Annotated in this window: 18 protein-coding genes; 15 read left to right on the top strand and 3 right to left on the bottom strand. The window is 63.1% G+C overall.

Annotated elements, in window-relative coordinates:
* Positions 1 to 3: 3 nt before the first annotated feature.
* From U5A57_RS12655 to U5A57_RS12615, 9 genes are all read left to right on the top strand, one after another.
* Positions 4 to 2,412 carry a glycoside hydrolase family 3 N-terminal domain-containing protein gene (locus tag U5A57_RS12655; protein WP_321911269.1) on the top strand — a complete coding sequence of 803 codons (2,409 nt, stop codon included), beginning with the start codon at positions 4 to 6 and terminating at the stop codon, positions 2,410 to 2,412.
* Positions 2,413 to 2,500: 88 nt separating this feature from the next.
* A complete protein-coding gene (locus tag U5A57_RS12650) occupies positions 2,501 to 3,268 on the top strand; it encodes an SDR family oxidoreductase (protein WP_321911268.1) in 768 nt (255 codons plus the stop codon).
* A complete protein-coding gene (locus U5A57_RS12645; protein ID WP_321911266.1) occupies positions 3,265 to 4,149 on the top strand; it encodes an SMP-30/gluconolactonase/LRE family protein in 885 nt (294 codons plus the stop codon). Before U5A57_RS12650 ends, U5A57_RS12645 begins: the two co-directional genes overlap by 4 nt.
* 180 nt (positions 4,150 to 4,329) lie before the next feature.
* A complete protein-coding gene (locus U5A57_RS12640) occupies positions 4,330 to 4,932 on the top strand; it encodes a hypothetical protein (RefSeq protein WP_321911265.1) in 603 nt (200 codons plus the stop codon).
* A gap of 512 nt (positions 4,933 to 5,444) precedes the next feature.
* Complete coding sequence (locus U5A57_RS12635; protein ID WP_321911263.1) at positions 5,445 to 6,593, top strand: GGDEF domain-containing protein; 1,149 nt, start codon at positions 5,445 to 5,447, stop codon at positions 6,591 to 6,593.
* A 534-nt stretch (positions 6,594 to 7,127) separates the two neighbouring features.
* Positions 7,128 to 8,363, top strand: coding sequence for an MFS transporter (locus U5A57_RS12630; RefSeq protein ID WP_321911262.1), 1,236 nt, complete (start codon positions 7,128 to 7,130; stop codon positions 8,361 to 8,363).
* A gap of 364 nt (positions 8,364 to 8,727) precedes the next feature.
* On the top strand, positions 8,728 to 9,972 hold the full coding sequence (locus U5A57_RS12625; protein ID WP_321911332.1) for an ABC transporter substrate-binding protein: 1,245 nt from the start codon (positions 8,728 to 8,730) through the stop codon (positions 9,970 to 9,972).
* The gene (locus U5A57_RS12620) at positions 9,969 to 12,929 is read left to right on the top strand and encodes an EAL domain-containing protein (protein ID WP_321911260.1); all 2,961 of its coding nucleotides are present in this window, start codon (positions 9,969 to 9,971) and stop codon (positions 12,927 to 12,929) included. Before U5A57_RS12625 ends, U5A57_RS12620 begins: the two co-directional genes overlap by 4 nt.
* Positions 12,930 to 13,206: 277 nt before the next feature.
* Positions 13,207 to 13,905, top strand: coding sequence for a hypothetical protein (locus U5A57_RS12615; RefSeq protein WP_321911259.1), 699 nt, complete (start codon positions 13,207 to 13,209; stop codon positions 13,903 to 13,905).
* A 21-nt stretch (positions 13,906 to 13,926) separates the two neighbouring features.
* Here the strand turns inward: U5A57_RS12615 and U5A57_RS12610 are convergent, their stop codons facing one another.
* Together U5A57_RS12610 and U5A57_RS12605 are read right to left on the bottom strand one after the other, a co-directional pair.
* Complete coding sequence (locus U5A57_RS12610) at positions 13,927 to 14,718, bottom strand: 3-hydroxybutyrate dehydrogenase (RefSeq protein WP_321911257.1); 792 nt, start codon at positions 14,716 to 14,718, stop codon at positions 13,927 to 13,929.
* Positions 14,719 to 14,742: 24 nt separating this feature from the next.
* The gene (locus U5A57_RS12605; RefSeq protein ID WP_321911255.1) at positions 14,743 to 16,143 is read right to left on the bottom strand and encodes a GntP family permease; all 1,401 of its coding nucleotides are present in this window, start codon (positions 16,141 to 16,143) and stop codon (positions 14,743 to 14,745) included.
* A gap of 375 nt (positions 16,144 to 16,518) precedes the next feature.
* Between U5A57_RS12605 and U5A57_RS12600 the strand changes: the two genes are divergently transcribed.
* The 3 genes from U5A57_RS12600 to U5A57_RS12590 all read left to right on the top strand — a co-directional run bounded on the left by U5A57_RS12600 (position 16,519) and on the right by U5A57_RS12590 (position 19,671).
* Positions 16,519 to 17,988, top strand: coding sequence for a sigma-54 interaction domain-containing protein (locus tag U5A57_RS12600; RefSeq protein WP_321911254.1), 1,470 nt, complete (start codon positions 16,519 to 16,521; stop codon positions 17,986 to 17,988).
* A gap of 243 nt (positions 17,989 to 18,231) precedes the next feature.
* On the top strand, positions 18,232 to 18,681 hold the full coding sequence (locus U5A57_RS12595; protein WP_321911253.1) for a hypothetical protein: 450 nt from the start codon (positions 18,232 to 18,234) through the stop codon (positions 18,679 to 18,681).
* A gap of 297 nt (positions 18,682 to 18,978) precedes the next feature.
* Positions 18,979 to 19,671, top strand: coding sequence for an MgtC/SapB family protein (locus U5A57_RS12590; RefSeq protein WP_321911251.1), 693 nt, complete (start codon positions 18,979 to 18,981; stop codon positions 19,669 to 19,671).
* Between the two features lie 61 nt (positions 19,672 to 19,732).
* Here U5A57_RS12590 and U5A57_RS12585 read toward each other — a convergent pair whose 3' ends face one another.
* Positions 19,733 to 20,221 (bottom strand): cache domain-containing protein, encoded by a 489-nt coding sequence (locus U5A57_RS12585; protein WP_321911248.1) that lies wholly within the window; start codon positions 20,219 to 20,221, stop codon positions 19,733 to 19,735.
* A 311-nt stretch (positions 20,222 to 20,532) separates the two neighbouring features.
* Between U5A57_RS12585 and rbsK the strand changes: the two genes are divergently transcribed.
* Genes rbsK through U5A57_RS12570 form a run of 3 tightly spaced genes read left to right on the top strand, consistent with a single transcriptional unit; the run spans position 20,533 to position 23,367 of the window.
* Complete coding sequence (gene rbsK / locus U5A57_RS12580; protein WP_321911247.1) at positions 20,533 to 21,441, top strand: ribokinase; 909 nt, start codon at positions 20,533 to 20,535, stop codon at positions 21,439 to 21,441.
* 8 nt (positions 21,442 to 21,449) lie between these two features.
* A complete protein-coding gene (gene rbsD, locus U5A57_RS12575; protein ID WP_321911245.1) occupies positions 21,450 to 21,848 on the top strand; it encodes a D-ribose pyranase in 399 nt (132 codons plus the stop codon).
* A gap of 10 nt (positions 21,849 to 21,858) precedes the next feature.
* Positions 21,859 to 23,367, top strand: coding sequence for a sugar ABC transporter ATP-binding protein (locus tag U5A57_RS12570; protein ID WP_321911243.1), 1,509 nt, complete (start codon positions 21,859 to 21,861; stop codon positions 23,365 to 23,367).
* Positions 23,368 to 23,376 lie beyond the last annotated feature (9 nt).

Raw genomic sequence — 23,376 nt, 5'->3', positions numbered from 1 at the left:
TCGATGTCGCTTGAACACACCACTGAGGTTGCGGTTTATCGCCGCGCCGATGCGCCGACCGAGCAACGCGTGGCCGATCTGCTCGCGCGCATGACGCTCGACGAAAAAATCGCCCAGCTTCACGCCGCGTGGCTGAAGCTGTCCGCCGACGGCGACCACAAGGCGCGCTCGATCGATTTCGCGCAAAGCGCGAATAGCCTCACGGTGGACCAGATTCTGGCGCATGGTCTTGGCCAGATCACGCGCCCGCTCGGCACGCACACGGTCGATCCGAAGGAAGGCGTGCGCGCGCTCAACGAGCTGCAGCGCAAGATGGTCGAAGACACGCGCCTGGGCATTCCCGTCATGTCGCACGAGGAGTGCCTCGTGGGCCTGATGATCAAGGACGCCACGCTGTTTCCCTCGCCGCTGAACTACGCGGCGACGTGGAACCCGAGCCTCGTGGGCGAAGTGGGGCGCATTATCGGCGAGCAGGCGCGCTCGATCGGCTGCCACCAGGGGCTCGCGCCCGTGCTCGACGTCTCGCGCGATCCGCGCTGGGGCCGCACCGAGGAAACGCTCGGCGAAGATCCGTATCTGGTCGGCGTGCTCGCGTGTCACTACGTGAACGGTCTGCAAGGCGAGCGGCGCGATGTGCTCGCCACGCTCAAGCACTTCGTCGGCCACTCCGCGAGCGAAGGCGCGCGCAATCACGCGCCCGTGCACGTCGGCCCGCGCGAGCTGAACGATGTGTTCCTGCTGCCGTTCGAAATGGCGGTCAAGCTCGCGCACGCGGGCTCGATCATGCCGGCGTACCACGATATCGACGGCGTGCCCTGTCATGGCGACCGCGCGCTGCTGCACGATACGCTGCGCGAAAAGTGGGGCTTCGAAGGCCTCGTCGTTGCCGACTACGCTGCCGTGGATCTGCTCTACAGCCATCATGCCGTGGCGCACGACAGCGCATCGGCGGCGGCGCTCGCGTTCAATTCAGGGCTCGACGTCGAACTGCCGGGACACGAGTGCGCTGTCCATTTGAAGGAAGCGCTCGAGCGCGGCGAGATCACGGAAGCGACGATCGACACCGCGGTTTCGCGCGTGCTGCGCACGAAATTCCAGCTTGGCCTGTTCGAGAACCCGTACGTGGACCCCGAGCGCGTGGATGTGAAGGGCACGGCGGCGGGCGATACGGCCTACCAGGTCGCGCTCGAATCGGCGGTCCTGTTGCGCAACGAAGGCGGCGTGCTGCCGTTGCGTGCCGATGGCGCCCAGAAAATCGCCGTGATCGGCCCGACTGCCGACGACCCGCTCGCGCTGCTCGCGGGCTATAGCTTCCCGGTGCACCTCATCAACTCGGGCGAGCAGTCGGTCGCTTCGATTGCCACGCCGCTCGGCGCATTGCGTGCGCTGCTCGGCGAGGCGCGCGTGCTGCATGCCAAGGGCTGCGACATCATCAAGGAGCGCCGTGCGGGCGCGCCGGTTTTCCCGGGCGATGTGTCGCTCGACCTGAGCGGCAGCGCCAACCGCGACGAATTGATCAGCCAGGAGACCGATGGCATTGCAGGCGCCGTCGAAGCCGCGCGCGCGGCGGGCGTGGCCATCGTATTCGTCGGCGATCTGGCGGGGTTGTTCCAGTCCGGCACGGTGGGCGAAGGGTCCGACACGGACAGCCTCGAACTGCCCGGCGTGCAGCTGCAATTGCTCACGGCCGTGGTCGAGAGCGGCACGCCAACCGTCGTCGTGATGACGGGCGGCCGTCCGTACAACCTCGGTGGTCTCGAAGATCGCATCGCCGCGCAGATCATGGCGTTCGCACCCGGCGAGCGCGGCGCCGAGGCGCTGGCCGATCTGCTGGTGGGCCGCGCCAATTTCAGCGGCCGCATGCCGCTCTCGGTGCCGAAGAGCGCAGGCGCCGTGCCGTATGTGTACAACCATCGCCTCAAGAGCGCGGGCACGCCGATCGCCTACCACTTCGGAAGCCGTTATCCGTTCGGTTTCGGCCTGGGTTACGCGCCGTTCCGCTACAGCGATCTCGCGGTGGCGCAGAGCGAAGTCGCGCTTGAAGACGGCACGGTCGAACTGAGCTTCACGGTTGAAAACATCGGCGAGCGCGAAGGCACGGAGATCGTGCAGATCTACGTGCGCGATCAGCACGCGTCGGTGGCCCGGCCGGTGCGCGAGCTGAAGGCGTTTGCGCGCGTGCCGCTCGCGGCGGGCGCCTCGGCGCGCGTGCGTGTGACGCTGCCCGTCGACATGCTCAATTTCACCGACGCACGCGGCGAGCGTATTGTCGAGCCGGGCGCTTTCGATTTGATGGTGGGCAGTTCGAGCCGCGACATTCATCTGCGCGGCACGGTCACGGTTGCGGGCGACGCGGCGCGAACGCTCCCGCGCGACTGGCGCATGCTGAGCGCGGTCGAGGTCGTATCGTAAAGGCAGGACACGCAGCAGGTCAGGGTGGCGAGCTATTGATGGCTCGCCGCCCTGTTTGGGGTTCTACAAGTCAAAACTGGAATATCTGATGTCGTACGCAATCTATCCGAGCCTGGCGGACAAAACCGTCGTTATCACCGGCGGCGGCAGCGGTATCGGCGCTGCGGTTGTCGAGGCGTTCGCGCAGCAGGGCGCTCGCGTGTTCTTCCTCGACGTGGCCGAACAGGATTCGCTGGCCCTGCAGGAAACGCTTCGGCATGCGAAGCATCCGCCGCTGTTCAAGCGTTGCGATCTGCGCAGCGTCGACGCGATCGAAAGCGTGTTCGCTTCGATTGTCGAAGCGGCGGGCCCGATCGACGTGCTCGTGAACAACGCGGGCAACGACGACCGCCACGATATCGGCGAACTCACGGGGCAGTACTGGGACGAGCGTATCGCCGTGAACCTGCGCCACCAGTTCTTCTGCGCGCAAGCCGCCGCGCGGGGCATGCGCGAGGCGGGTCGCGGCGTGATCCTGAACTTCGGGTCGGTGTCGTGGCATGTGGCATTGCCGAACCTGCCGATTTACCTGACCGCGAAGGCCGGCATCGAGGGGCTCACGCGCGGTCTTGCGCGCGATCTGGGCAGCGCGGGCATTCGCGTGAACTGCATCATCCCGGGCGCCGTGAAAACGCCGCGCCAGATGAACCTGTGGCAAACGCCGGAGAGCGAGGCGAAGGTGGTGGCGGGGCAGTGTCTGCCCCTGCGCATCGAGCCCGAGCATGTCGCGCGCATGGCGTTGTTCCTCGCTTCCGACGACGCCTCGCGCTGCTCGGGCCGCGATTACTTTGTCGACTGTGGATGGTACGGAGAATGACGATGCCGGTTCCTGTGTGCGTATGGCCCATCGGCGCGGAGCTTGCCGAAGGGCCGCTGTGGCAGGCCGCGGAAGACGCGATCTATTTCGTCGATATCAAGGGCCGCCAGATTCATCGCCTCGTGGTCACGACCGGGGTGCGCACGACGTGGTATGCGCCCGACCAGGTCGGCTTTCTCGCGCCGCTCGGCGACCGGGTTTTCGTGTGCGGCATGCCCGACGGCCTGTATCGCTTCGATGCGGTGAGCGGGGAATTCGACAAGCTGGTGGACGTCGAGCCGCATTTGCCGGGCAATCGTCTGAACGACGGTTTCGCCGATGCGCAAGGACGCTTGTGGTTCGGCTCGATGGACGACGCCGAAGAAGCGCCGACCGGCACGCTGTACCGCGTGGACGAAGGCGGCACGATGAGCGCACAGGACAGCGGCTATGTGATCACCAACGGCCCGGCCATGAGCCCGGACGGCCGCACGCTCTATCACAACGACACGATGCGCCGCGTTGTCTATGCGTTCGACGTCGCCGTTGACGGCACGCTGTCGCGCAAGCGCATCTTCACCGCGATTGGCGGCGACGGCCACCCGGACGGCATGGCGGTGGACGCCGAGGGCTACGTGTGGGTCGCGCTATTCGGCGGCTGGCGCATCGAGCGCTATTCTCCCGAAGGCGAACTGGTTGAGCAGGTGGCGTTTCCTTGCGCGAACATCACGAAGCTCGCGTTCGGCGGGGACGATCTGCGCACCGTGTACGCCACGACTGCGTGGAAGGGGCTCACGGCCGCCGAGCGCGAAAAGCAGCCGCAGGCGGGTGGCTTGTTCTCGTTTCACTCGCCGGTGCCGGGCCAGGCTCAGGCACGCTGCGCGGCGGCCTTCGCGCGTTAAGCTGTATTGACCGTATCGACCGTATCGATCGCATCGACCCTATAAGACTAAAGTCCGATGCCCGGGGCGTGCTGCAGTGTTAGGCTCCGAGAGCACACGCCATGGTCCCGGACCGGCGCAACAAGCGTGGCACCTGATCGTTTCAAGGGGACTACCATGCTCTATCGATCGAATACGTGCATGTCGTTCGCGCGCAGCCTTGCGCTCTGCGTCGCGGCCATTGGCGTTTATGCCGCCACGGCACCCATCTGCCTGGCCGCCGACACGCAGGCCTCCGCCGCTTCGGAAGCCATGCCAGCCGGGGCATCCGTCGATACGGAAAGCGGCACGATCAGTCTGATCGATCGGAAGAATGCGCTGATCGTCGTGACCGTGCCGGGGCGCGACGACCTGAGCTTCAGTGTGAAAGAGCATCCGGACGTGCTCGATGTCGTCAAGGTCGGCGACAAGCTTACAACCCACTATCTGGAGCCGTATGTCACCGGTTTGACGCCCGCCAACGGCGTGGCGATCACGCGCCTGAACCACACGGCAAAAATTACGCAGCACTCCTCCGGCGCCGACAACGAAAACTTCCAGGTGCTCCGCGTCTTTAGCGGCGTGGCGCAAGTCACAGCCGTCGACCGCAAGCTCAACCTCCTGACCATCGTGGACAAGTCGGGCACTGCGCGCTCCATTCGGGTGAGCCGCCCCGATCTCGTCGAGGTGATGCAGACCCTCAAGCACCATAGCCACGTGAAGATCACGTACGAATCCGAGATGACCGTCACCGTCGCCCGTTAGCGGCATCGTCGCGCGCAGTCGATAACTTTTTTTTAGTGGACCGATCCGTTTTCGTTTGCCCATCCGTCTTTAGCATGCCGGTTGCAGTGTGCACCGGCTTCGGCGAGAACAGGAGGGCGCGATGGAGACGATGCAGAATCAAACGGTGCTGATTACCGGAGGCAACCGGGGATTGGGTCTTGCCATGGTGGCGGCGTCTTTTTGCGCGCTATGTACTGGACCGGGCGCCCTTGCGAGCGGTCTAGTCAGACCCTAAAATTCTGGCAGCGCGTTGCTTCACGCATCGTGCCTGGTCTGATGTAAATCGTATGATGCGCACGCCAATTTCCCCCATTGGTTGCTAGCTCAACCAAAGCCCCTCACCCACCGCATTCCTAAAGTTTTCCTTACAGCCTGCCGTTATCGCAGTTGGGCGGCGGCGCCCGTTGCTTTCGCACGGCCGTACGACGCGGACTTGACAGGGCGCGAGGGGCGAAAACGTCTGGCGCGCGGTACGACCGACGGTGACGCATGTGAGCTCCCGCAACGAAATCTACTCTTTGCCGCGTGGCAAGCTGGCCCGTTGGTTGACCGAGCCCGGACAGGACACGCCGCACGAAATCCGTGTCGCCCTTGTCGGCACCTTGTTCGGAACCCTGCCGATCTTCTTCGGCGGCGTGTCCAATACCGTGGCCGTGGCGTGGCTCCTGGCACGCCGCCATGGAACGCTTCCGTTCAAGTTCTGGCTCATTGCCGAGATCGTCGTCTGTATGGTGCGGCTCGCCATTCTTACCCTTTCGCGCCGCCGCGCGAGGGAGGGCAAGAGCACGCCCACCGACGTCTATATTCTCCTCGCGCCGTTGTGGGGCGCGACCGTGGGCTACGGCGCGCTCGTCAGCGCCATGAGCCGGGACTGGGTATCCGCCACGCTCGCCTTCCTTTCCGCCGCCGCGATGGTGGGCGGGATCTGCTTCCGCAATTTCGCGGCGCCGCGGCTCGTGGCGGTCATGATCTGCCTTTCGCTCGGCCCGTGCTGCATCGGCGCGCTGCTGGGCGGCGAGCCGGTGCTCCTGCTCTCGCTCCTGCAAATTCCCTTCTATCTGTTCGCCATGAGCGCCGCCGCGCGGCACCTGAACGCCATGCTCATCTCGACGATGAAGGCCGAACGGGAAAACAGCCATCGCGCGCGCCACGATGCCCTCACGGGGCTGCTGAACCGCGACGGCCTCTTCAGCGCGGCGGGACCGGCAAGCGCGACGCCCCTCAAGGCGGGCATGACGGTGTTCTTCGTCGATCTCGACGGCTTCAAGCTGGTCAACGACGCGCATGGCCACAAGGCCGGCGACATGCTGCTCGTGCAGGTCGCGAGCCGCCTGCGCATGCTGGCCAGCGCGGGCGCATGGGTGGCCCGCATGGGCGGCGACGAATTCGTGATCGTCGATCCTCAGGCGGACCGGGCGCCGCGCGAAAGGGCGAGCCTCGTGACCGAAGCGATCGAGCGGCCCTTCGAACTGGCGCCCGGGCTCCTGGTGAGCGTTGGGGCGAGCGTCGGCTTCACGACGGTCGCGGCGAACGAGCTGGACGTCGATCTGGTTCTGCGCCGCGCCGATCTTGCGATGTACGCCGTCAAGCGCGAAAAGGCGCCGGGCGAACCGGTCCCGGCGGTTGAAAGACCCGCATGAACGCGTCGCGCGCGCCAGGTTCGCGAGGTGCGATGGCGAGGGCGTCGATATCGCCCGGCTCGAAGCCCTCTGCCAGGCGTTGGCCGCCCAGGGGCCGCCACGACCCCGTGCTTCTTGAGCACCTTTTGTCTTGCTCGCTTCGTGCGCTCGCATCATGACAGCGCCGTGCTCGACCCCGATGGCACATCGAGTGGACCGAATCAGTTCATCGCGCGCGTGGGTGTGCAAACGCGGATCTAAACTCAAACTAATCGACGCCTAACTTTTCCCCGGAAAAATATCGTTTATTTTTCCGGGACTGAAATGACATCATCTCCGCCCCGCAAGCCTGTGGGCGGCACGCCGCGTCACATTCCGTTCATAACCCTTTTGCCGACCCCGCCAATTGTCGGGCCGCACGCGTTTCTTTTTTTGATGTTAATTTAAACGCCATTCCCGATTGGCCATTTAAACGGCGATTTTCCCCATTTTTTGGTGTGAAATTGCCGAACAATGGCTTTTATTATTCGCCCCGCTCAAAACAGTCATCGAAACATGAACGACCGTTCTCCCAATCTTGCGCCCGCGCCGCTTCAAGAGACGACACTGCGCCAGTGGTTGTCCGTCTTTGCCGTGGCGATCAGCGCATTCGCGTTCGTGACGTCCGAATTCCTGCCGGTTGGTTTGCTCACCGAAATCGCCCGCGAGCTTGGCGTGACGCCGGGCACCGCTGGCCTCATGGTGACCACGCCGGGCGTGATGGCCGCGATTTTCGCGCCGGGCCTCATGATGTTTGCGGGGCGCATGGATCGGCGCCACGTATTTTTGTTGCTCACGGCCATGCTGCTCGCGTCCGATATCGTCTGCGCACTTTCGACGAATTTCGCGCTCATGCTGGTGGGCCGCGCGATGCTCGGCGCGGCGCTCGGCGGCTTCTGGACGCTCGCGACGGCCGCAGCGGGGCGCCTCGTGCACACGAGCGACGCCGCACGCGCAACGGCCATCATCCTCACCGGCGTGACTTGCGCAACGGTGATCGGCGTGCCGCTCGGCACCTTTATCGCCGGGCTTGCCTCGTGGCGCATGTCGTTTTTCGTGACAGGCGGTCTTGTCGCGCTCGCGCTGATCGCTCAGGCATTGCTGGTGCCGTCGCTGCCTTCGGCTGCCGCATTGCGTCTTGCCGATTTCGTCATGCTGTTGCGCCGCCCGCATGTGCGCCTGAGCATGCTCATGGTCGCGCTCGTGTTCGGCGCGCATTTTTCGACGTACACGTTCATTGCGCCGCTGCTTCAGCAAGACTTTACGATGAGCGCGATCACGCTGCTGCTGCTCGCATTCGGCGTGATCGGCTTTTTCTCGAACGCGTTGACTTCGGCTTTCGTCGCCACGCGTTTGAAGTTCGCCGTGGCGACGATGACGGCGCTGCTGTTGTGTGCGCTCTCGGCGATGATCCTGCTCGACCACGTACGCGTTGGCGAAATCGCGGCGATGCTGATGTGGGGTGTGGCGTTCGGCGCGATTCCGCTGTGCTTTTCCGTGTGGATTCAGCGCGGCACGGCCGATCAGGCCGAAGCGGGGTCGGCCATGTTCGTGAGCGTGATCCAGGTGGCGATCGCGCTTGGCTCGTCGGTGGGCGGCGCGATCGTGGACCGTGCCGGCATTCGCGCCGATCTGGTGCTCGGCTGCGCGCTCGCGGTGTTCGGCCTCGTGACGTTGCAGCGGCTTGCGGCAATGGAGCGGCCCGCGCGTGTCGCAGCGCTCGACCGCGAATGCAGCCCTTCCCTCGACTGAAACGAGTCGAGTGAGCGAAGGCGGCGAGCCATTGCGCTCGCCGCGTCATGAGGTGCAGTGACGCGCCACGCGCGCACGCCCGTTCTATGTCTGCGCAAAAATACTCAACGCTATTGGATTACGTTAGCGCAGCGCGCTGCGCCAACGTTTGCTAACGGGCATGAACGTTCGTCCGTAACAGCTCGCCGGTCGGCGCGTGCCGGCTCGAGTACAGGTTTCCTCAAGTGATGCCCGGTTTTGGCCGATATGCAATCTGGTTCCCCTGCGTCCAGGGTTTGTGTGCCTGGTTTGCTACTCCAGAACTGAAAGCGAGCGTTACGTGCACGGATTCAAGTTTGCCTGGCTGCTGTCTGGTTTGATCGGCATGTTCTTGCTCCTGGGTTGCGATCAGCAGAACAGCGCCCAGAGCAGCAAGGCCGCGCCGGCACGGACCACCATCACCGCATTGATCTGGGCGCCGGACTGGCCGCAGGAAATGCTCCAGATCGCCGCCGAGTTCGACAAACTCAATCCGGACGTGCACGTGAACGTGCAGTTCATGGTCGGCAATTCGGTCGAGGAGAACATCAAGCCACGCGTGGCGGCCGGCACGCTGCCGGACCTCGTCAGCATTAATCCGAACGCCTATGCGGCCGAGCTGGCGGACCAGGGCGTGCTCGCCGATGTCCGCGAGAGCGCCGCATGGAAGCACATGCTCGATCCGCTCAAGTCCGACTGGACCAGCCGCGACGGCAAGGGATTCGGCATTTCGGGCGGTGTGGCGACAACGATGATCTATTACAACCGCGCCATGTTCGCCAAGGCCGGTATCGATACGCTGCCCGCGAATTTCGATGAGTTCCTGGCGGTATGCGCCAAGCTCAAGCAGGCGGGAATGATTCCGGTGATGTGGAGCGGCGGCTTTCCGAACATGCTCGGCAACGGGCCATTTGCATCTGGCTTCGCCAACAATGTGGTCGCGCACGAGCCGCATTGGAAAGAGAAGATGGCGGACGGCACGCTGAACCTCGACACGCCGCAGGTAGCCGATATCTTCGCGAGGATCGCCCTGATTCCCGAGCGCGGTTACGCGCAGCCGTCGTTCATGACGACGGGCTACGACGAGGGCATTCGCCTGTTCAAGGAAGGCAAGGTGGCGATGGCGTTTCAGGGCAGCTGGGCCGCCGGCCTCATGCTCAATGGAAACGATTTCTCCGTGGGCGTGTTCGTGCCGCCATGGAACGCGCGCGGTGAACGCGTTGTGCCGGTGTTCGGCAGCGAAACGGGTTTTGCCGTTTGCGAAACGCCCAACAAGGCTGCGGCCATGCGTTTTCTGGAATTCATCGCCGGCAAGGGATTCCCGATTCTACAGAGGAAACGCCACAACGTTTCGCCGTTTCAGCAAGGCATGGGCACCGTGGTCAGCGACGTGGAGATCGTCGAGTACACGAATGCGGTCAGCCGCTATCCGGTCACGGCGAGCCCCTATTATTCGTCGCTTCCTTCCAACACGATTGAGCTGGTGCATAAATTGATGCAGGATGTGCTGCTCAGGAAAATCACGCCCAGGCAGGCTGCGCAGCGCCTGGACCTCTCGGTCAAGACTGAAGCGAAGATGCACTACAAATGAATTCGATCTCCGCGTCGCTGCGACGCGCTTTCGATTACCTCTGCCAGGATTTGCTTCGACGCGTCGAGATTCGCTATCGGCTGATTGCCGCTTTCATTCTGTTGGCGCTGTTGCCCATTATCATTTCGGGCTGCATTTCCTATGTGAAGTCGGTTGCGGCGATCAAGGAAAACGCGGAGATCTTTTCGAAAGAGGTGGTGCGGCAGGTTTCCAGAAATGTCGAGCTGCGCATGCAGCAGATCGAATCGGAAAGCAATCTTCTCGTGCTTTCGGATCGCGTTCAGGGCGCACTGGCGAGAGCGGCAAGCGGCGGCGCCAGAGAGCAGAGCGAGGCGCGCGAGGACATGACGCGTTTGCTGCTGGAGCACTACGGGTCGGTCGATTTCATCAATCAAAAGTATTTGCTCGACCAGAAAGACCAGATTCTGGATACCCAGGCTTTTGCGCAGTTGACTACCGGAGTGACGGCGCTCGTCGGCCTCGCGCAAGAGTCGCAGGAACGCACCTACTGGGGCAGCTACGACGATGGGGTGGGGCAGCAAAACCTGGGGATGGTGCGCGCCATCTACAACAAGAGCGACAACACGAAGATCGGCAGTCTGGTTCTGGTCGTTCGCCCCGAATACTTTTCGACGATCTTCAACGACGTTGCGGCAGGCAGCGGGACTGAGATCTACGTATTCGACGCGAGCGACAACAAAATCATCGTAGTCCCGAATCATGCGGCGTCGCCCAATCCGGGCGCCACGCCCGAGCCCGGCCTGATCGCGGATATCGTCCGCCATCGCCTATCTGGCGAAACGAGCCGGTTCGTCAATTTCGCCGCGCAACACGGCGGCCATTATCTTGCCGCTTACGCCCGAATTCCCGGCACGAGCTGGTTCGTGGTCAGCACGATTGCCGAACAGAGTCTCACTGCGGAGGCGCAGGCCGTACGCAACCAGATCGTGGTGGTCGGTATTTCCGGGTTTCTGCTTTCCATTTTTCTTGCCTGGTTTATTTCAATCAGTATTTCGGCGCCGTTGCAGGACCTGGTGCGCCGGATGCACGACACGGGCGAGGATGCCGGCGCCGTCGAGGACGAAGGCGCGCAGGAGGCGGCTTCGGCCGGAGGGCCGGACGAACTGGCCCGGCTGGCGCAGCGCTTTGAGCGCATGCGTGCGGCAATCAGGCAGAAGATTCAGAAGATCAACGAAATCAATGCGACGCTCGAGCAGACGGTCGTCGACCGAACGGCGGAACTCGTCGCCCGCGAACGGGAGGCGCGCACGCTGATCGATAACTCGCCCGATACGATCACGCGATATGACCGCGAGCTGCGCCGCACGTTTGCCAATCCGGCCTTTTGCACCTCGGCGGGATGCGATCTCGCCAGCGTGCTCGGCAAGCGGCCTTCGGAGCTTCCCGGCGGCGCGAATGCGCTGGTCTACGAACGGAAGATTGCCGATGTCATCGCGACGGGAAAAAGCGCGCAGTTCGAACTGAGGTGGGCGGGAAAGGACGGGCAGGAGCAATGTACCCACATTCGCATTACGCCTGAGATCGACCGTTCCGGGCATGTCAGTTCCGTGCTCGCGGTGGGGCGCGACCTCTCCGACCGGATGGCGTTCGAGGCCACCATCTGGAAACAGGCCAATTTCGATGCACTGACGGGGCTTCCGAACCGGCAGCTCTTTCACGACCGTCTGACCGAGGAGGCGGCGCTCGCGAGCCGTTCGGGAAGGCGCGTGGCCTTGATGCTGATCGACCTCGATCGCTTCAAGGAAGTGAACGACTCGCTGGGCCACGACCGCGGCGACGTGCTGCTGATCGAAGCCGGGCGCCGCATTAGCGCGTGCGTGCGCAATCTGGACACCGTCGCGCGACTGGGCGGCGACGAGTTCACGGTGATCCTGCCCGATCTGGAAGACATGGAGGCGGTCGAACAGACCGTGCGCAGCATCAATCGCAAACTGACCGAGCCATTCAAGCTCGGCGCGGACGAGGTCTACATTTCGGCGAGCATTGGCGTGACCGTCTTCCCCGACGACACCGTCGAACTCGATGCACTGTTCAAGAATGCCGACCAGGCCATGTATGCGGCCAAGAACGCTGGACGCAATCGCTTCAGCTACTTCACGCCCGACATGCAACTGGAGGCGCAAACGCGCCTGCGCCTGACCAGCGACCTGCGTGCCGCGCTTCCTCGCGATCAGCTTCGGCTGCTCTATCAGCCGGTTGTTGACCTTGCAACGGGACAAGTGCGCAAAGCGGAGGCGCTGATACGCTGGCTGCATCCCGAGCGGGGCATGATCAGCCCGCTGGAATTCATTCCGCTCGCGGAAGATACCGGCCTCATCATTCCGATCGGCGACTGGGTGTTCAGGCAAGCCGTGCAACAGGCGCGGCTCTGGCGCGAGCACTATGATCCGTCGTTCCAGATCAGCGTGAACATGTCGCCGGTGCAGGTCCGCCAGGACAGCATGGTTGGCGCGCGGTGGCATGACTACCTCAATCGCGAGGGCGTGCCGGGACAAAGCGTGGTGGTGGAAATTACCGAGGGTCTGTTGCTGCAGGCTGAATCGAATATCGACGAGCGGCTGCTGGATTTCCGTCTTGCGGGCATCGGCCTTTCGATCGACGACTTCGGCACCGGCTATTCCTCGCTTGCCTATCTCAAGCGCTTCGATATCGATTACCTGAAAATCGATCGCTCGTTTGTCCAGAACCTGAGCGTGGACGAAAACAACCAGGTGCTATGCGAGGCGATGGTGGTGCTTGCACACAAACTCGGCATTCAGGTCATCGCCGAAGGCGTGGAAACGGTCGAGCAACGGGATTTTCTCAAGACCATGGGCTGCGATTTCGCGCAGGGCTATTTGTATTCCAGGCCTGTCGCGCCAGAGCAGTTCGAACAGCTGGTCTGGCCGGTGGTCGCGGAAGGGGCGCCTGGCGAGCAGGCGCGAAGCGATAGCTAACGAAGGTATGCGGTAGCTTCGGTTCTGGCATGTCGAGATAAAAAGTAAGCGACCCGAAATAACCAGCCGGCATATAAATCGACGCGTTCAGGTGTTCTGTACGAAGACGTACGGAACACGAATGTTTTTTCGCTCAGTCTACGGTCTGCATTGACGTGTGCCTGTATACACCGAGCAGGCTGCGCGAGGGACCCCAATGAACGCGCTGAACGATGAACGGCAGCTTGATGAATTTGCGCAGGTAGACGTGCAGGGTGCGCAAGCGCTCGCCCAGTCGATGGACGACGACGGCGTGGGTGTGCTGTACGACATCGTGCCACCCGCAATTCTCGCAAAGCTTCGCAATGGCGTAACCGAATTGGTCGAGCAGAACGGCGCCCGATACTTCGGCTTTAACGGAGCGCCATGGATAAGCGGCACCTGTCTTGCCCCGCTTTTCGAAGATGCGGGGCTGCACGCGTTATTGCGCCAGCTGTATGTGCGCAAGATGGGGACGCCGCCGCCCAGCGACGCGATTTTCCCGGTCATGCGGGTGCTTTCGGGAGAGCAAGGAATCCGTCACTCGAACAATTTCCACTACGACTCGTATGCCGTGTCGATCTTGCTGCCGGTTCTGATTCCGAATGACCCCGGCGAGCGGGCAGGCCACCTCGTGATGTTCCCGAATCTACGCAATGCGCGGCGCTCTGTGATCGCCAATATCGTTGAGAAGGCAATCGTGGAAAAGCTGCTTGAAAAAATCTGGCGCTTGCCGCGGGTTCAGAAATGGCTTTCGGCGAAAGTCGTGACGTTGCAGCCGGGTAATCTTTACTTCATCTGGGGTTTGCGCTCGTTGCACGCGAATCAGGCCTGCGCGCCCTCCAGCATTCGGTGCACAGTGCTGTTTCACTTCGGCGACCCGCACGAAGGCAGTGTATTCAAAGGGCTCAGCCACCGGCTGCACGCCATGAAGCTGCGGCGCATGGCGCGCGATTGACCTCGCGCGCCGCCGCCACGTTTACTGCGCGAGCCAGCCGCCGTCCACCTTGAGTTCGGCGCCGCGCATCTCGTTCGCCGCCGCCGAGCACAGAAACGCCGCTACGCCGCCAATCTGCTCGACCGTCGCAAAGCTTCCAGACGGTTGCTTTTCGCCGAGCAGTTTCAGCGTGGCGTCTTCGAGGGAAATTGCCTCGCGGTGGGCCAGATCGTCGATCTGCTTCTGCACGAGCGGGGTGAGCACCCAGCCCGGACAGATGGCATTGACGGTCACGCCGCTGCGCGCCGTCTCCAGTGCGGCGACCTTGGTGAGCCCGATCACGCCGTGCTTGGCCGCGACGTAGGCCGACTTGCCGACTGAGCCCACCAGCCCGTGTACCGAAGCGATATTGATCACGCGTCCCCAACCCGCCGCGCGCATGATGGGAAGCGCCGCACGCGTTGCGTGAAACGTCGCGCTCAGATTGATCGCGATGATCTGATCCCAGCGCTCGACCGGGAAGTTCTCGATCGATTCGACGTACTGAATGCCCGCGTTGTTGACAAGAATATCGAGGCCGCCGAACGTGCTCGCCGCAAAAGCCACGAGGGCTTCGATTTCGGCAGGGCGGCTCATGTCCGCGTTGTGATGTGCTGCGCGCACGCCGGTTGCTTCGATCTGCGCGAGTGCGGGCGCGGGGTCGCCGAAACCGTTCAGGACGATATTGGCGCCAGCGCGGGCCAGCGCCGTCGCAATGCCGAGACCGATGCCGCTGGTCGATCCGGTGACGACGGCCGTTTTTCCGGCGAGGGAGAGCGTGTCGGGGAGGTGCATGAGGAAGCCTCGAATGAGTGCCGGTTAGACGATGCCGGTCAGATAGAACACGGCAATGACGAAGAACACCGCGAGCGTCTTGATGATGGTCACCGCGAAAATGTCGCGATACGACTCGCGGTGCGTGAGGCCCGTGACCGCGAGCAGCGTGATGACCGCGCCGTTGTGCGGCAGCGTATCCATGCCGCCGCTCGCCATGGCCACCACGCGGTGGAGCACTTCCATCGGAATATGCATGGCCTGAGCGGTCTTGATGAAGGTGTCCGACATGGCGGCGAGCGCAATGCTCATGCCGCCCGAGGCGGAGCCTGTGATACCCGCGAGCGCGGAAACCGACACGGCCGCATTCACGAGCGGATTCGGAATCGCTTTGAGCGCATTGCCGATCACGATAAAACCGGGCAACGCCGAGATCACGCCGCCGAAGCCGTACTCCGACGCCGTGTTCAGCGTGGCAAGCAGCGCGCCGCCCACAGCGGTTTTCGTGCCGCTCGCGAAGCGTTCCTTCACGCGGCCAAACGCCGTGACGATAACGAGCAGAATGCCGAGCAGCAGTGCGCCCTGAACGGCCCAGATGGCCACGACGCTTTTAACGGGCACTGTAACGGGTGCGTGAATGCCGGGCAGCACGTCCGGCGCGACGGTGAAGCTGTCGCCGTACCACTGCGGAATCCACTTCGTCAGCAGGAAGTTGGCGACGCCAACGAGCACGAGCGGCGCAATGGCCAGCGCCGGATGCGGCAGATTGCCCGTTTCGACGCGTTCCGGTTCGTTCACGAGCGACGTGCCATAGCCTTCGCCCTTCGCCATGGCGCTGCGGCGGCGCCATTCGAGGTAGGTGAGACCGACCACGATGATAAAGACCGAGCCGATCACGCCGAGCCACGGTGCGGCCCACGCGGTCGTCTTGAAGAACGTAGTGGGAATGATGTTCTGGATCTGCGGCGTACCGGGCAGTGAATCCATCGTGAACGTGAATGCGCCGAGCGCGATGGCGCCGGGCATCAGGCGCTTGGGAATGTTGCTCTGGCGATAGAGTTCGGCCGCGAACGGATAGACGGCGAACACCACGACGAAGAGCGAGACGCCGCCATACGTGAGCAGCGCGCAGACCGCGACGATTACCGCATTGGCGCGCGAACGGCCAATGTAGCGGATCGCGGCGGCCACGATGGCTTCGGAGAAGCCGGATAGTTCGATGACCTTACCAAAGACCGCGCCGAGCAGGAACACAGGGAAGTAGAGCTTGACGAAGCCGACCAGCTTTTCCATGAAGATGCCCGAGAAAACCGGTGCGACGGCGGCGGGATCGATCAGCAGGACGGCGCCTAGCGCGGCGATGGGCGCAAAGAGAATGACGCTGTAGCCGCGGTAGGCGACCAGCATCAGGAACGCCAAAGCGGCGATCACAATCACAAAGGACATCTTGTCTCCAGTTCGTTTATTCGTGCAGGTCTGTTTGTTGTTTGCGCGCACCGAAGCCGGCGCGACCGCGCTATAGAGCACGATATGTGCCAGCGGCCGGGGAGCCTTGCGCGCAGCGGCGCGTCAGGGGGCAGCACACGTGCGGGATGTGCGGGGGGAAGGTTGCAACGGCAACGTGTCTCGAAACTGAGACGGCTTTGGCGGCGAAGCGCGCCGCCGCCCGCACTCCCTCGCGTAGAGCGCCGGATTGTCGGAGCGCACGCGAGAATCTCAGTTCTGAGATAATGCGTCCCGAAAATGAGAATCCACGGGCCGCAAGGGACCATCAGCGACCACAAGCGGCCACAAGCGGCCAGGACCGAAGAAAAGAACCGAATGGAAATCGAAACGACCGCGCTGCTGGCCGACTACGACCACGTGCGCAAACTGGCGATGCAATCGCTCTTTCAATCGCTCGACAAGTTCAGCGAAGGCACCGTGATCGTCGATCGCAACGCGCGCGTGGTGTGGATCAACCGGCACTACGCGGCGCGCTTCGGCTTTGACGATCCCGCGGCGGTGATCGGTCTCGATTGCGAAAGCGTCATTCCGAACAGCATGATGCGCGACGTCGTGAAGGGGGGCGAGCCCATTCTGCTCGACATTCTCGAAACCGATAAAGATCCGATCGTCGTTACGCGTTTGCCGATCAAGGACGACAACGGCGAAACGATCGGCGCAGTCGGCTTCGTGCTGTTCAACGAACTCAAGGGACTGTCGCCGCTTTTCAGCCAGTACGCGCGGCTGCGCGCCGAACTGATCAGCACGCGCCAGTCGCTTGCGCAGGTGCGTCGCGCGAAGTACAGCTTTTCAAGCCTGATCGGCACCAGCGCCGCAAGCCTCGAAGTGAAGCGTCAGGCACGCCGGGCCGCGCGTCTCGCCTCACCGGTGCTCCTGCTCGGCGAAACGGGCACGGGCAAGGAACTGCTTGCGCACGCCATACACGGCGCGTCCGGACGCGCGGACGGGCCGCTTGTGACGGTGAACGTCGCGGCGATTCCCGACACGCTGCTGGAACTGGAATTCTTCGGCGCGGAGGCGGGCGCGTACACGGGAGCGGAGCGCAAGGGGCGTATCGGCAAGTTCGAACTGGCCCAGGGCGGCACGCTCTTTCTCGACGAGATCGGCGACATGCCGCTCGCGCTGCAGGGGAAATTGCTGCGGGTTTTGCAGGAGCAGGAGTTCGAACCGCTCGGCTCGAATCGCATCGTGCGCACCGACGTGCGCATCATTGCGGCGACGTCGGCGGATTTGCCCGCGCTCGTGGCGCAGGGCCGCTTTCGCGCGGACCTCTATTACCGGCTCAACGTGCTGATGATTCGGGTGCCGCCGCTGCGCGAGCGCCTGGCGGACATCGAGGCAATGGCCTACTCGATTCTCGACAAGCTGGCGGTGGAAAGCGGAGCGGGTCATCTCGAACTCGACAGCGATGCGCTGGCGGTGCTGTGCGCGTATGGCTGGCCGGGCAACGTGCGTGAATTGCGCAATACGCTCGAGCGCGCGGTGCTGTTATCGGATAGCGAGCGTATCGATGCGCGCTCGCTCGCGCGTTTCATTGGCGACGGGCGCGGGCAGCGCGACGGGAACGAGGCGCGCGACGCGGCGGCGGATTTGCGCGATCGGCCCGACCACACCAGTGCGCAGCCGTGCCAGCAGTACGACGACGCGATGCGCGATTTCGAGCGCCGCTTTCTGACCGATGCGTTGCGTGCGGCAGGCGGTCAAGTGGCGAAAGCCGCCGCACAGACCGGGATGGCGCGCGCCACGCTGTATCGGCGTATTGGTGCGCTCGGTATCGAAGTTTGATGCTGTTCGTCGAAACTTACGTGGCAATCAAGCTGCGCAACGCGTGCTGCGCAGGGCCTTCCGGTTCGCGTGCCAGATAATCAAGTGTCCTGAATAACCTTCTTTGGCCCGTTATCATCAGGGTTTACCCCGATCAATTTATGCAATGCGCACGCCGTAATACTTGATTCTTACATCGAGGCGGACCCGTTGGAGATGAGAACGCTAACGTTTGCGCACAAACTACGGGTAGGCGGCGCTTCTGTGTCCACTTCTTGGGGCAATTGCGCTCGCATCACGCTCGCCGCTTTAATCGGCGTCCTCGCGGGATGCGGAAATGCCATTTCCGACTCAGACGTCCAGTTCGTCACGGCCGCGATGCCAACGCAGTTCGAGGCGTTCCGCATGTACGGCGCAGTCCCCGTTCGCGACGGCTCAAACGGTTTGTCCTCTCATGGTCCAGCCAGGCTCCAGCAGGGCTGCGAAGCGGTCATTCATTCGCCACGGGGCGCTTATCGCGAGTCGGTGGTCCTGGATGGCGGATCGGCAGAGTACTTCGAACTCGATGTTTCTCGCACGCCCGACGGATGGGTCGTGACAACCGACGGCCTTGCCGAACCGAGCAGCAATTCGGTGGGGCTTCGCACCCAGTTCACGAACTGCCTGACTGCCATTAAAGACAAGCTTCGGGCACAGCCAGACAAGGTACAGTGAGTCACGGCATCTAGTTTCTTCCTGACGTGAGCACGCAGGACCATTAACGGCGAACAGAGAGTCCGCAACGAATCGCCGCACTTGCCGACATGGCACCAGCTCGCGCGCGTGAGCATCCCCTCGGACATCGAGCGCAGCCTTGCGTTCATCAGGTGTTACGCTACCCGTGGAATTGATGGGACATGTGGACGGTGCGCCTTGAGGCATCTACACGGCCTGCACGCAATGACACCGCTGTCTCTCATGGAGCATACGGCCCTTCGAGGTGAATGCTCAGGTCAGATGGAGCGCAATGGCATGCACGTTGAAATCACCCTTGATCTGCTTGCGGCCTTGGCCCTCGGTGCGCTGATTGGCCTGGAGCGGCAGTGGCGGCAACGTTTCACAGGCATTGCCACCCACGCACTTGTGGCGCTGGGCGCAGCGACGTTCACGACGCTACCTTTTCTCCTTGGCGTCGAGGATCAAGTGGTGCGGATGGCCGCGCCGGTCGTGACCGGTATTGGTTTCCTGGGAGGGGGCGTCATCATACGCGACGGTCTGAGCGTGCGCGGACTAAGCACGGCAGCGACAGTCTGGGGCACGGGTGCAGTGGGCGTGATCGCCGGCAGTGGATTTCTCGCCACTGCTCTCATTGCCACTTTGCTGATCATTCTCTGCAACCTGGCGCTGCCACCGCTCGCACGCCTGATCTACCGTCATGCTCCTGTTGAACCCAGCAGCGAGCGCTACTACATCATCGAAGCGGTCACACAGTCGCAACAGGAAGCCCTGATCCGGGCCACGTTGCTGCAGCGTCTGGATGCCAACGGACTCTCGCTGCAGAGCCTGGAAAGCCACGCACTCAAGACCGGCGGGCAGGTCGAGGTCAACGCCGTCGTATTCGCGTCCCGGCAACAGGATAGCCAGCTGGAGGTGCTGGTCGGCGAACTGGCGCTTGCGCCCTATGTCTCGGCGGTTAGCTGGTCGGTAAGCGACGGGCCGCAATGATAAAAGTCGCGCATTGGAGGCGCGCTCCCAGGTCATCGGTCGGTCACAGGCGCGCCAGAACCTACTCCGAATAGAAACCCGAACCTACCAGACCGGGCACTCCGTCAATCTTGACTGCCTTCACATAGGTCCACTTATGCGATGGCTGAGTCTGCCCCGGCCGTAGAAACATGTAGTCGACCCAGCCCGACCCTGTCGTTTCAGCCGTCCGGATCATGGCGTCATGAAACAGCTTGCCGTTAGCGTCTTTCTGGCCGTGGACGTTCGTCCCCTCACGGGATGGGAAGGCGGGGTTCAGCAAGACATTCGCGTTCAGATCATAGACAAATAGATAGGTATCCTCATGGAACCACTCACTGCCTTTCACTCTAAACCCGGAAAACGCGGCTTTGCCTTTTTGGTCTATCAACGCGGCGGCTTTGTCGACCAACGCTTCAGTTTGTTTCGCTGCTTCGGACGGCGGAGGAACTGACTGAGCATATGCAGGTAACGTGGAGCAGAGCAATCCTGCCAGTAGCAGGATGCCGACGAAGAGGGCATTGCCAGTCATCGCACGATCTCTAACCATCATTTTCTCCTCGCGCTGAAGTGCTGGGTCTGTGCCGCCTCGGCGCGTGTCTGTGGGCGAGAAGCACCCACCTGCATGCAAAAGACTAGTCCAGGCAGCGGTCACCCGCCGAGAATCCTTCTCCCTATGGCATTGGACCCTTAATAATCAGGGACATAGTCTTCCGCGCATCCGGTTATACCCTGGGTCTATTTCACCCGCGGGAGGACTCTGGTATAACTGCGCTCCCAAGCTGATTACGTTTTAGCACGGCAAAAAACCGCGGATGCGGGAAACCGTCGAAAGGGAGTGCAATGGCGCGCGTAGTGGTGGTGGGCAGCATCAACATGGACATGGTCGTCACGACCGACACGTTTCCCCGGCTCGGCGAAACGCTGTTCGGCACGCATTTTTCGACGCATCCGGGCGGCAAGGGCGCGAATCAGGCGGTTGCGGCGGCGCGCCTGGGCGCCGAGGTCACGATGATCGGCTGTGTGGGGGCAGACGCCTTCGGCGGCGAAATGAAAGCGACGCTCGCGCGCGAAGGCGTCGATATCGCCCACGTGAGCACGGGTCGCGAAGCGACCGGCATTGCATCGATCACGCTTTCGGGCGGTGACAACGCGATCATCGTCGTGCCCGGCGCGAACCACGAGCTTTCGCCCGAAGACATCGACCGCGCAAGCGCGGCGATTGCACAGGCCGACGTCGTGCTCGCGCAACTCGAAGTGCCGTACGCAACGGTGCTGCACGCCGCGCGGTGCGCCCGCGAACACGGCAAGCCCTTCTTTCTCAATCCCGCACCCGCAGTCGAACTGAGCAGCGAACTGCTCGAGTTGACCTCGCTGCTCACGCCAAACGAGCATGAACTCGCGACCGCGCTGCAAACGCCAGAAGGCGCGTGGGCCGAGGTCATCGCGCGCTCGCCCGTGCGCATTGCCATGACGCACGGTAAAGATGGCGCGTATTACGCCAACCCCGACGCCAACCCCGACGCCAATGGCGCGCTCGTGCATCAGCCGGGCTTCGCGGTCGATGCTGTCGATACGACTGGCGCGGGCGACACCTTCAACGGCGCGCTGGCGGCGTTCTGGCATCTCGGCATGGGCGAGGCCGTGCGGCGCGCAAACGCTGCGGGCGCGCTTTCCGTGACGCGCGCCGGTGCGCAAGGCGGCATGCCCACGCTCGCTGAGCTCGAAGCCTTCCTGAACACGCAAGCCTGAGATACGCAGTGAAAAAACACGGACATCTGAATCGTGACATCGCACGCGTGCTGGCCCGCATGGGCCACACGGACAGCCTCGTGATCGCCGACTGCGGGCTGCCGGTACCCGACGGCGTGGAATGCATCGACGTCTCGCTCGCGGCTGGCGTGCCCGACTTCTTTGCCGTGCTCGACAGCGTGCTCGCCGACTTCAAGGCCGAGCGCGCCGTGTTCGCGAGCGAGGCGCACACGCACAACGCAGCCGTGGTGGCGCGCTGCCGCGACATGGCGGCCGCGCACATCGCCGTGGAAAACGTGCCGCACGAAGAGTTCAAGCGCCGCTGCCGCGAGGCGAAAGCGGTGATCCGCACCGGCGAGTGCAGCCCCTATGCGAATGTGATCCTGCATTCGGGCGTGATCTTCTGAGAGGTCCAGGATGCAAGTGATGATGCAGGGGATCGGCAAGGCGTTCGGTCCGGTTCGGGTGCTCGAAGGCGTCGATTTCCGCATCGAGGCAGGCGAGATCCACGCACTGATGGGCGAGAACGGCGCAGGCAAATCGACCCTCATGAAGATTCTGAGCGGCGTGCATCAGGCCGACGCGGGCGAGATCCTCGTCGATGGGCGCGCGCTGCAAATCCGCAGCACGGTCGAGGCCGAACGCGCGGGCATTGCCATCATTCACCAGGAATTGAACCTCATCCCGCAACTGACGGTGATGGAGAATCTGTTCCTGGGCCGCGAGCCGAGCCGCTTCGGCATGGTCGATACCGCGACCATGCGCAAAGAGGCGCGCAAGTGGCTCGACAAGGTCGGCGCGCAGCGTATCGACCCGCAGACGGAGGCGGGGCGCCTCTCCATCGGCCAGCAGCAGCTCGTGGAAATTGCCAAGGCGCTTTCGCTGAACGCTCAAGTGCTCGTGATGGACGAGCCCACCGCCGCGCTCACGAACCGCGAGATCGAAACGCTGTTCGAGATCATGCAGTCGCTGAAGGCGAGCGGTGTGGCGATCGTCTACGTCTCGCACCGCATGGAGGAGATCTTCCGCGTGTGCGACAAGATCAGCGTGTTGCGCGACGGGCATTTCGTCGGCGAGCGCGCGATTCGTGAGACGGATTTCGACGAGATCGTGCGGCTCATGGTGGGCCGCGAGATTGGCGAGCGTTTCCCGAAACGCAGCCATGCGCCGGGCGACGTGCGCTTGCGCGTGGCCGGTCTTGCGGACGAAGGCCATATCGAAGGCATTACGTTCGAGGTGCGCGCGGGCGAGGTGCTCGGTATCGCCGGTCTCATGGGCGCGGGGCGCAGCGAGATTCTGCGCACGCTGTTCGGCGCGAACCGCAAAACCGCCGGCACGGTGACGCTGGACGGCAAGGTGCTCGACGTGCGCGACGCGTCCAGCGCGATCGCGGCGGGTATCGGCTTCGTCACGGAAGACCGCAAGCGTCAGGGGCTCGTGCTCGGCATGTCGGTGCGGGAAAACGCGACGCTCGTGCATCTGGACCAGTACGCCACGCTAGGCTTCGTGAACGAGCGCGCGGAACGCAGCGCTGTCGACGGCCTCATCAAGCAGTTGCGCGTGCGCACGCGCGACGCGGAACTCGACGTCAAGGCGCTTTCGGGCGGCAACCAGCAGAAGGTCGTGTTCGCGAAGTGGCTCGCGCAGCCGCCGAAAGTGCTGCTGCTCGACGAGCCCACGCGCGGCGTGGACGTGGGCGGCAAGGCCGAGATCTACACGATCATCAATCAGCTTGCGCAGCAGGGCGTTGCCATTGTCATGGTGTCGTCCGAACTGCCCGAAGTGCTGGCCATGAGCGACCGCATTCTCGTCATGCACCAGGGGCGCCAGAACGGCATCTTCGAGGCGGCCACGGCTAACCAGGAACTGATCATGACGGCCGCGGCCGGCGGCCAGGTGGGCGCGGCGCACGCCGTCGCCGTTTGAGCGCTGGCG

Origin of the sequence: Paraburkholderia sp. J11-2 (genome assembly GCF_905220185.1) — a bacterium.
Lineage (GTDB): Bacteria > Pseudomonadota > Gammaproteobacteria > Burkholderiales > Burkholderiaceae > Paraburkholderia.
Note: the sequence above shows the minus strand (reverse complement) of the source record. Positions and strands in the feature narration are given on the sequence as shown.

Bases quoted from the DNA above. Each gene is read 5' to 3' on its own strand.
- U5A57_RS12585 (WP_321911248.1), bottom strand. From the start codon at position 20,221: ATGACTGGCAATGCCCTCTTCGTCGGCATCCTGCTACTGGCAGGATTG.
- U5A57_RS12590 (WP_321911251.1), top strand. From the start codon at position 18,979: ATGCACGTTGAAATCACCCTTGATCTGCTTGCGGCCTTGGCCCTCGGT.
- U5A57_RS12645 (WP_321911266.1), top strand. From the start codon at position 3,265: ATGACGATGCCGGTTCCTGTGTGCGTATGGCCCATCGGCGCGGAGCTT.
- U5A57_RS12640 (WP_321911265.1), top strand. From the start codon at position 4,330: ATGTCGTTCGCGCGCAGCCTTGCGCTCTGCGTCGCGGCCATTGGCGTT.
- U5A57_RS12650 (WP_321911268.1), top strand. From the start codon at position 2,501: ATGTCGTACGCAATCTATCCGAGCCTGGCGGACAAAACCGTCGTTATC.
- U5A57_RS12625 (WP_321911332.1), top strand. From the start codon at position 8,728: ATGTTCTTGCTCCTGGGTTGCGATCAGCAGAACAGCGCCCAGAGCAGC.
- U5A57_RS12620 (WP_321911260.1), top strand. From the start codon at position 9,969: ATGAATTCGATCTCCGCGTCGCTGCGACGCGCTTTCGATTACCTCTGC.
- U5A57_RS12615 (WP_321911259.1), top strand. From the start codon at position 13,207: ATGGACGACGACGGCGTGGGTGTGCTGTACGACATCGTGCCACCCGCA.
- U5A57_RS12630 (WP_321911262.1), top strand. From the start codon at position 7,128: ATGAACGACCGTTCTCCCAATCTTGCGCCCGCGCCGCTTCAAGAGACG.
- U5A57_RS12655 (WP_321911269.1), top strand. From the start codon at position 4: ATGTCGCTTGAACACACCACTGAGGTTGCGGTTTATCGCCGCGCCGAT.
- U5A57_RS12610 (WP_321911257.1), bottom strand. From the start codon at position 14,718: ATGCACCTCCCCGACACGCTCTCCCTCGCCGGAAAAACGGCCGTCGTC.
- rbsK (WP_321911247.1), top strand. From the start codon at position 20,533: ATGGCGCGCGTAGTGGTGGTGGGCAGCATCAACATGGACATGGTCGTC.
- U5A57_RS12600 (WP_321911254.1), top strand. From the start codon at position 16,519: ATGGAAATCGAAACGACCGCGCTGCTGGCCGACTACGACCACGTGCGC.
- U5A57_RS12570 (WP_321911243.1), top strand. From the start codon at position 21,859: ATGCAAGTGATGATGCAGGGGATCGGCAAGGCGTTCGGTCCGGTTCGG.
- U5A57_RS12605 (WP_321911255.1), bottom strand. From the start codon at position 16,143: ATGTCCTTTGTGATTGTGATCGCCGCTTTGGCGTTCCTGATGCTGGTC.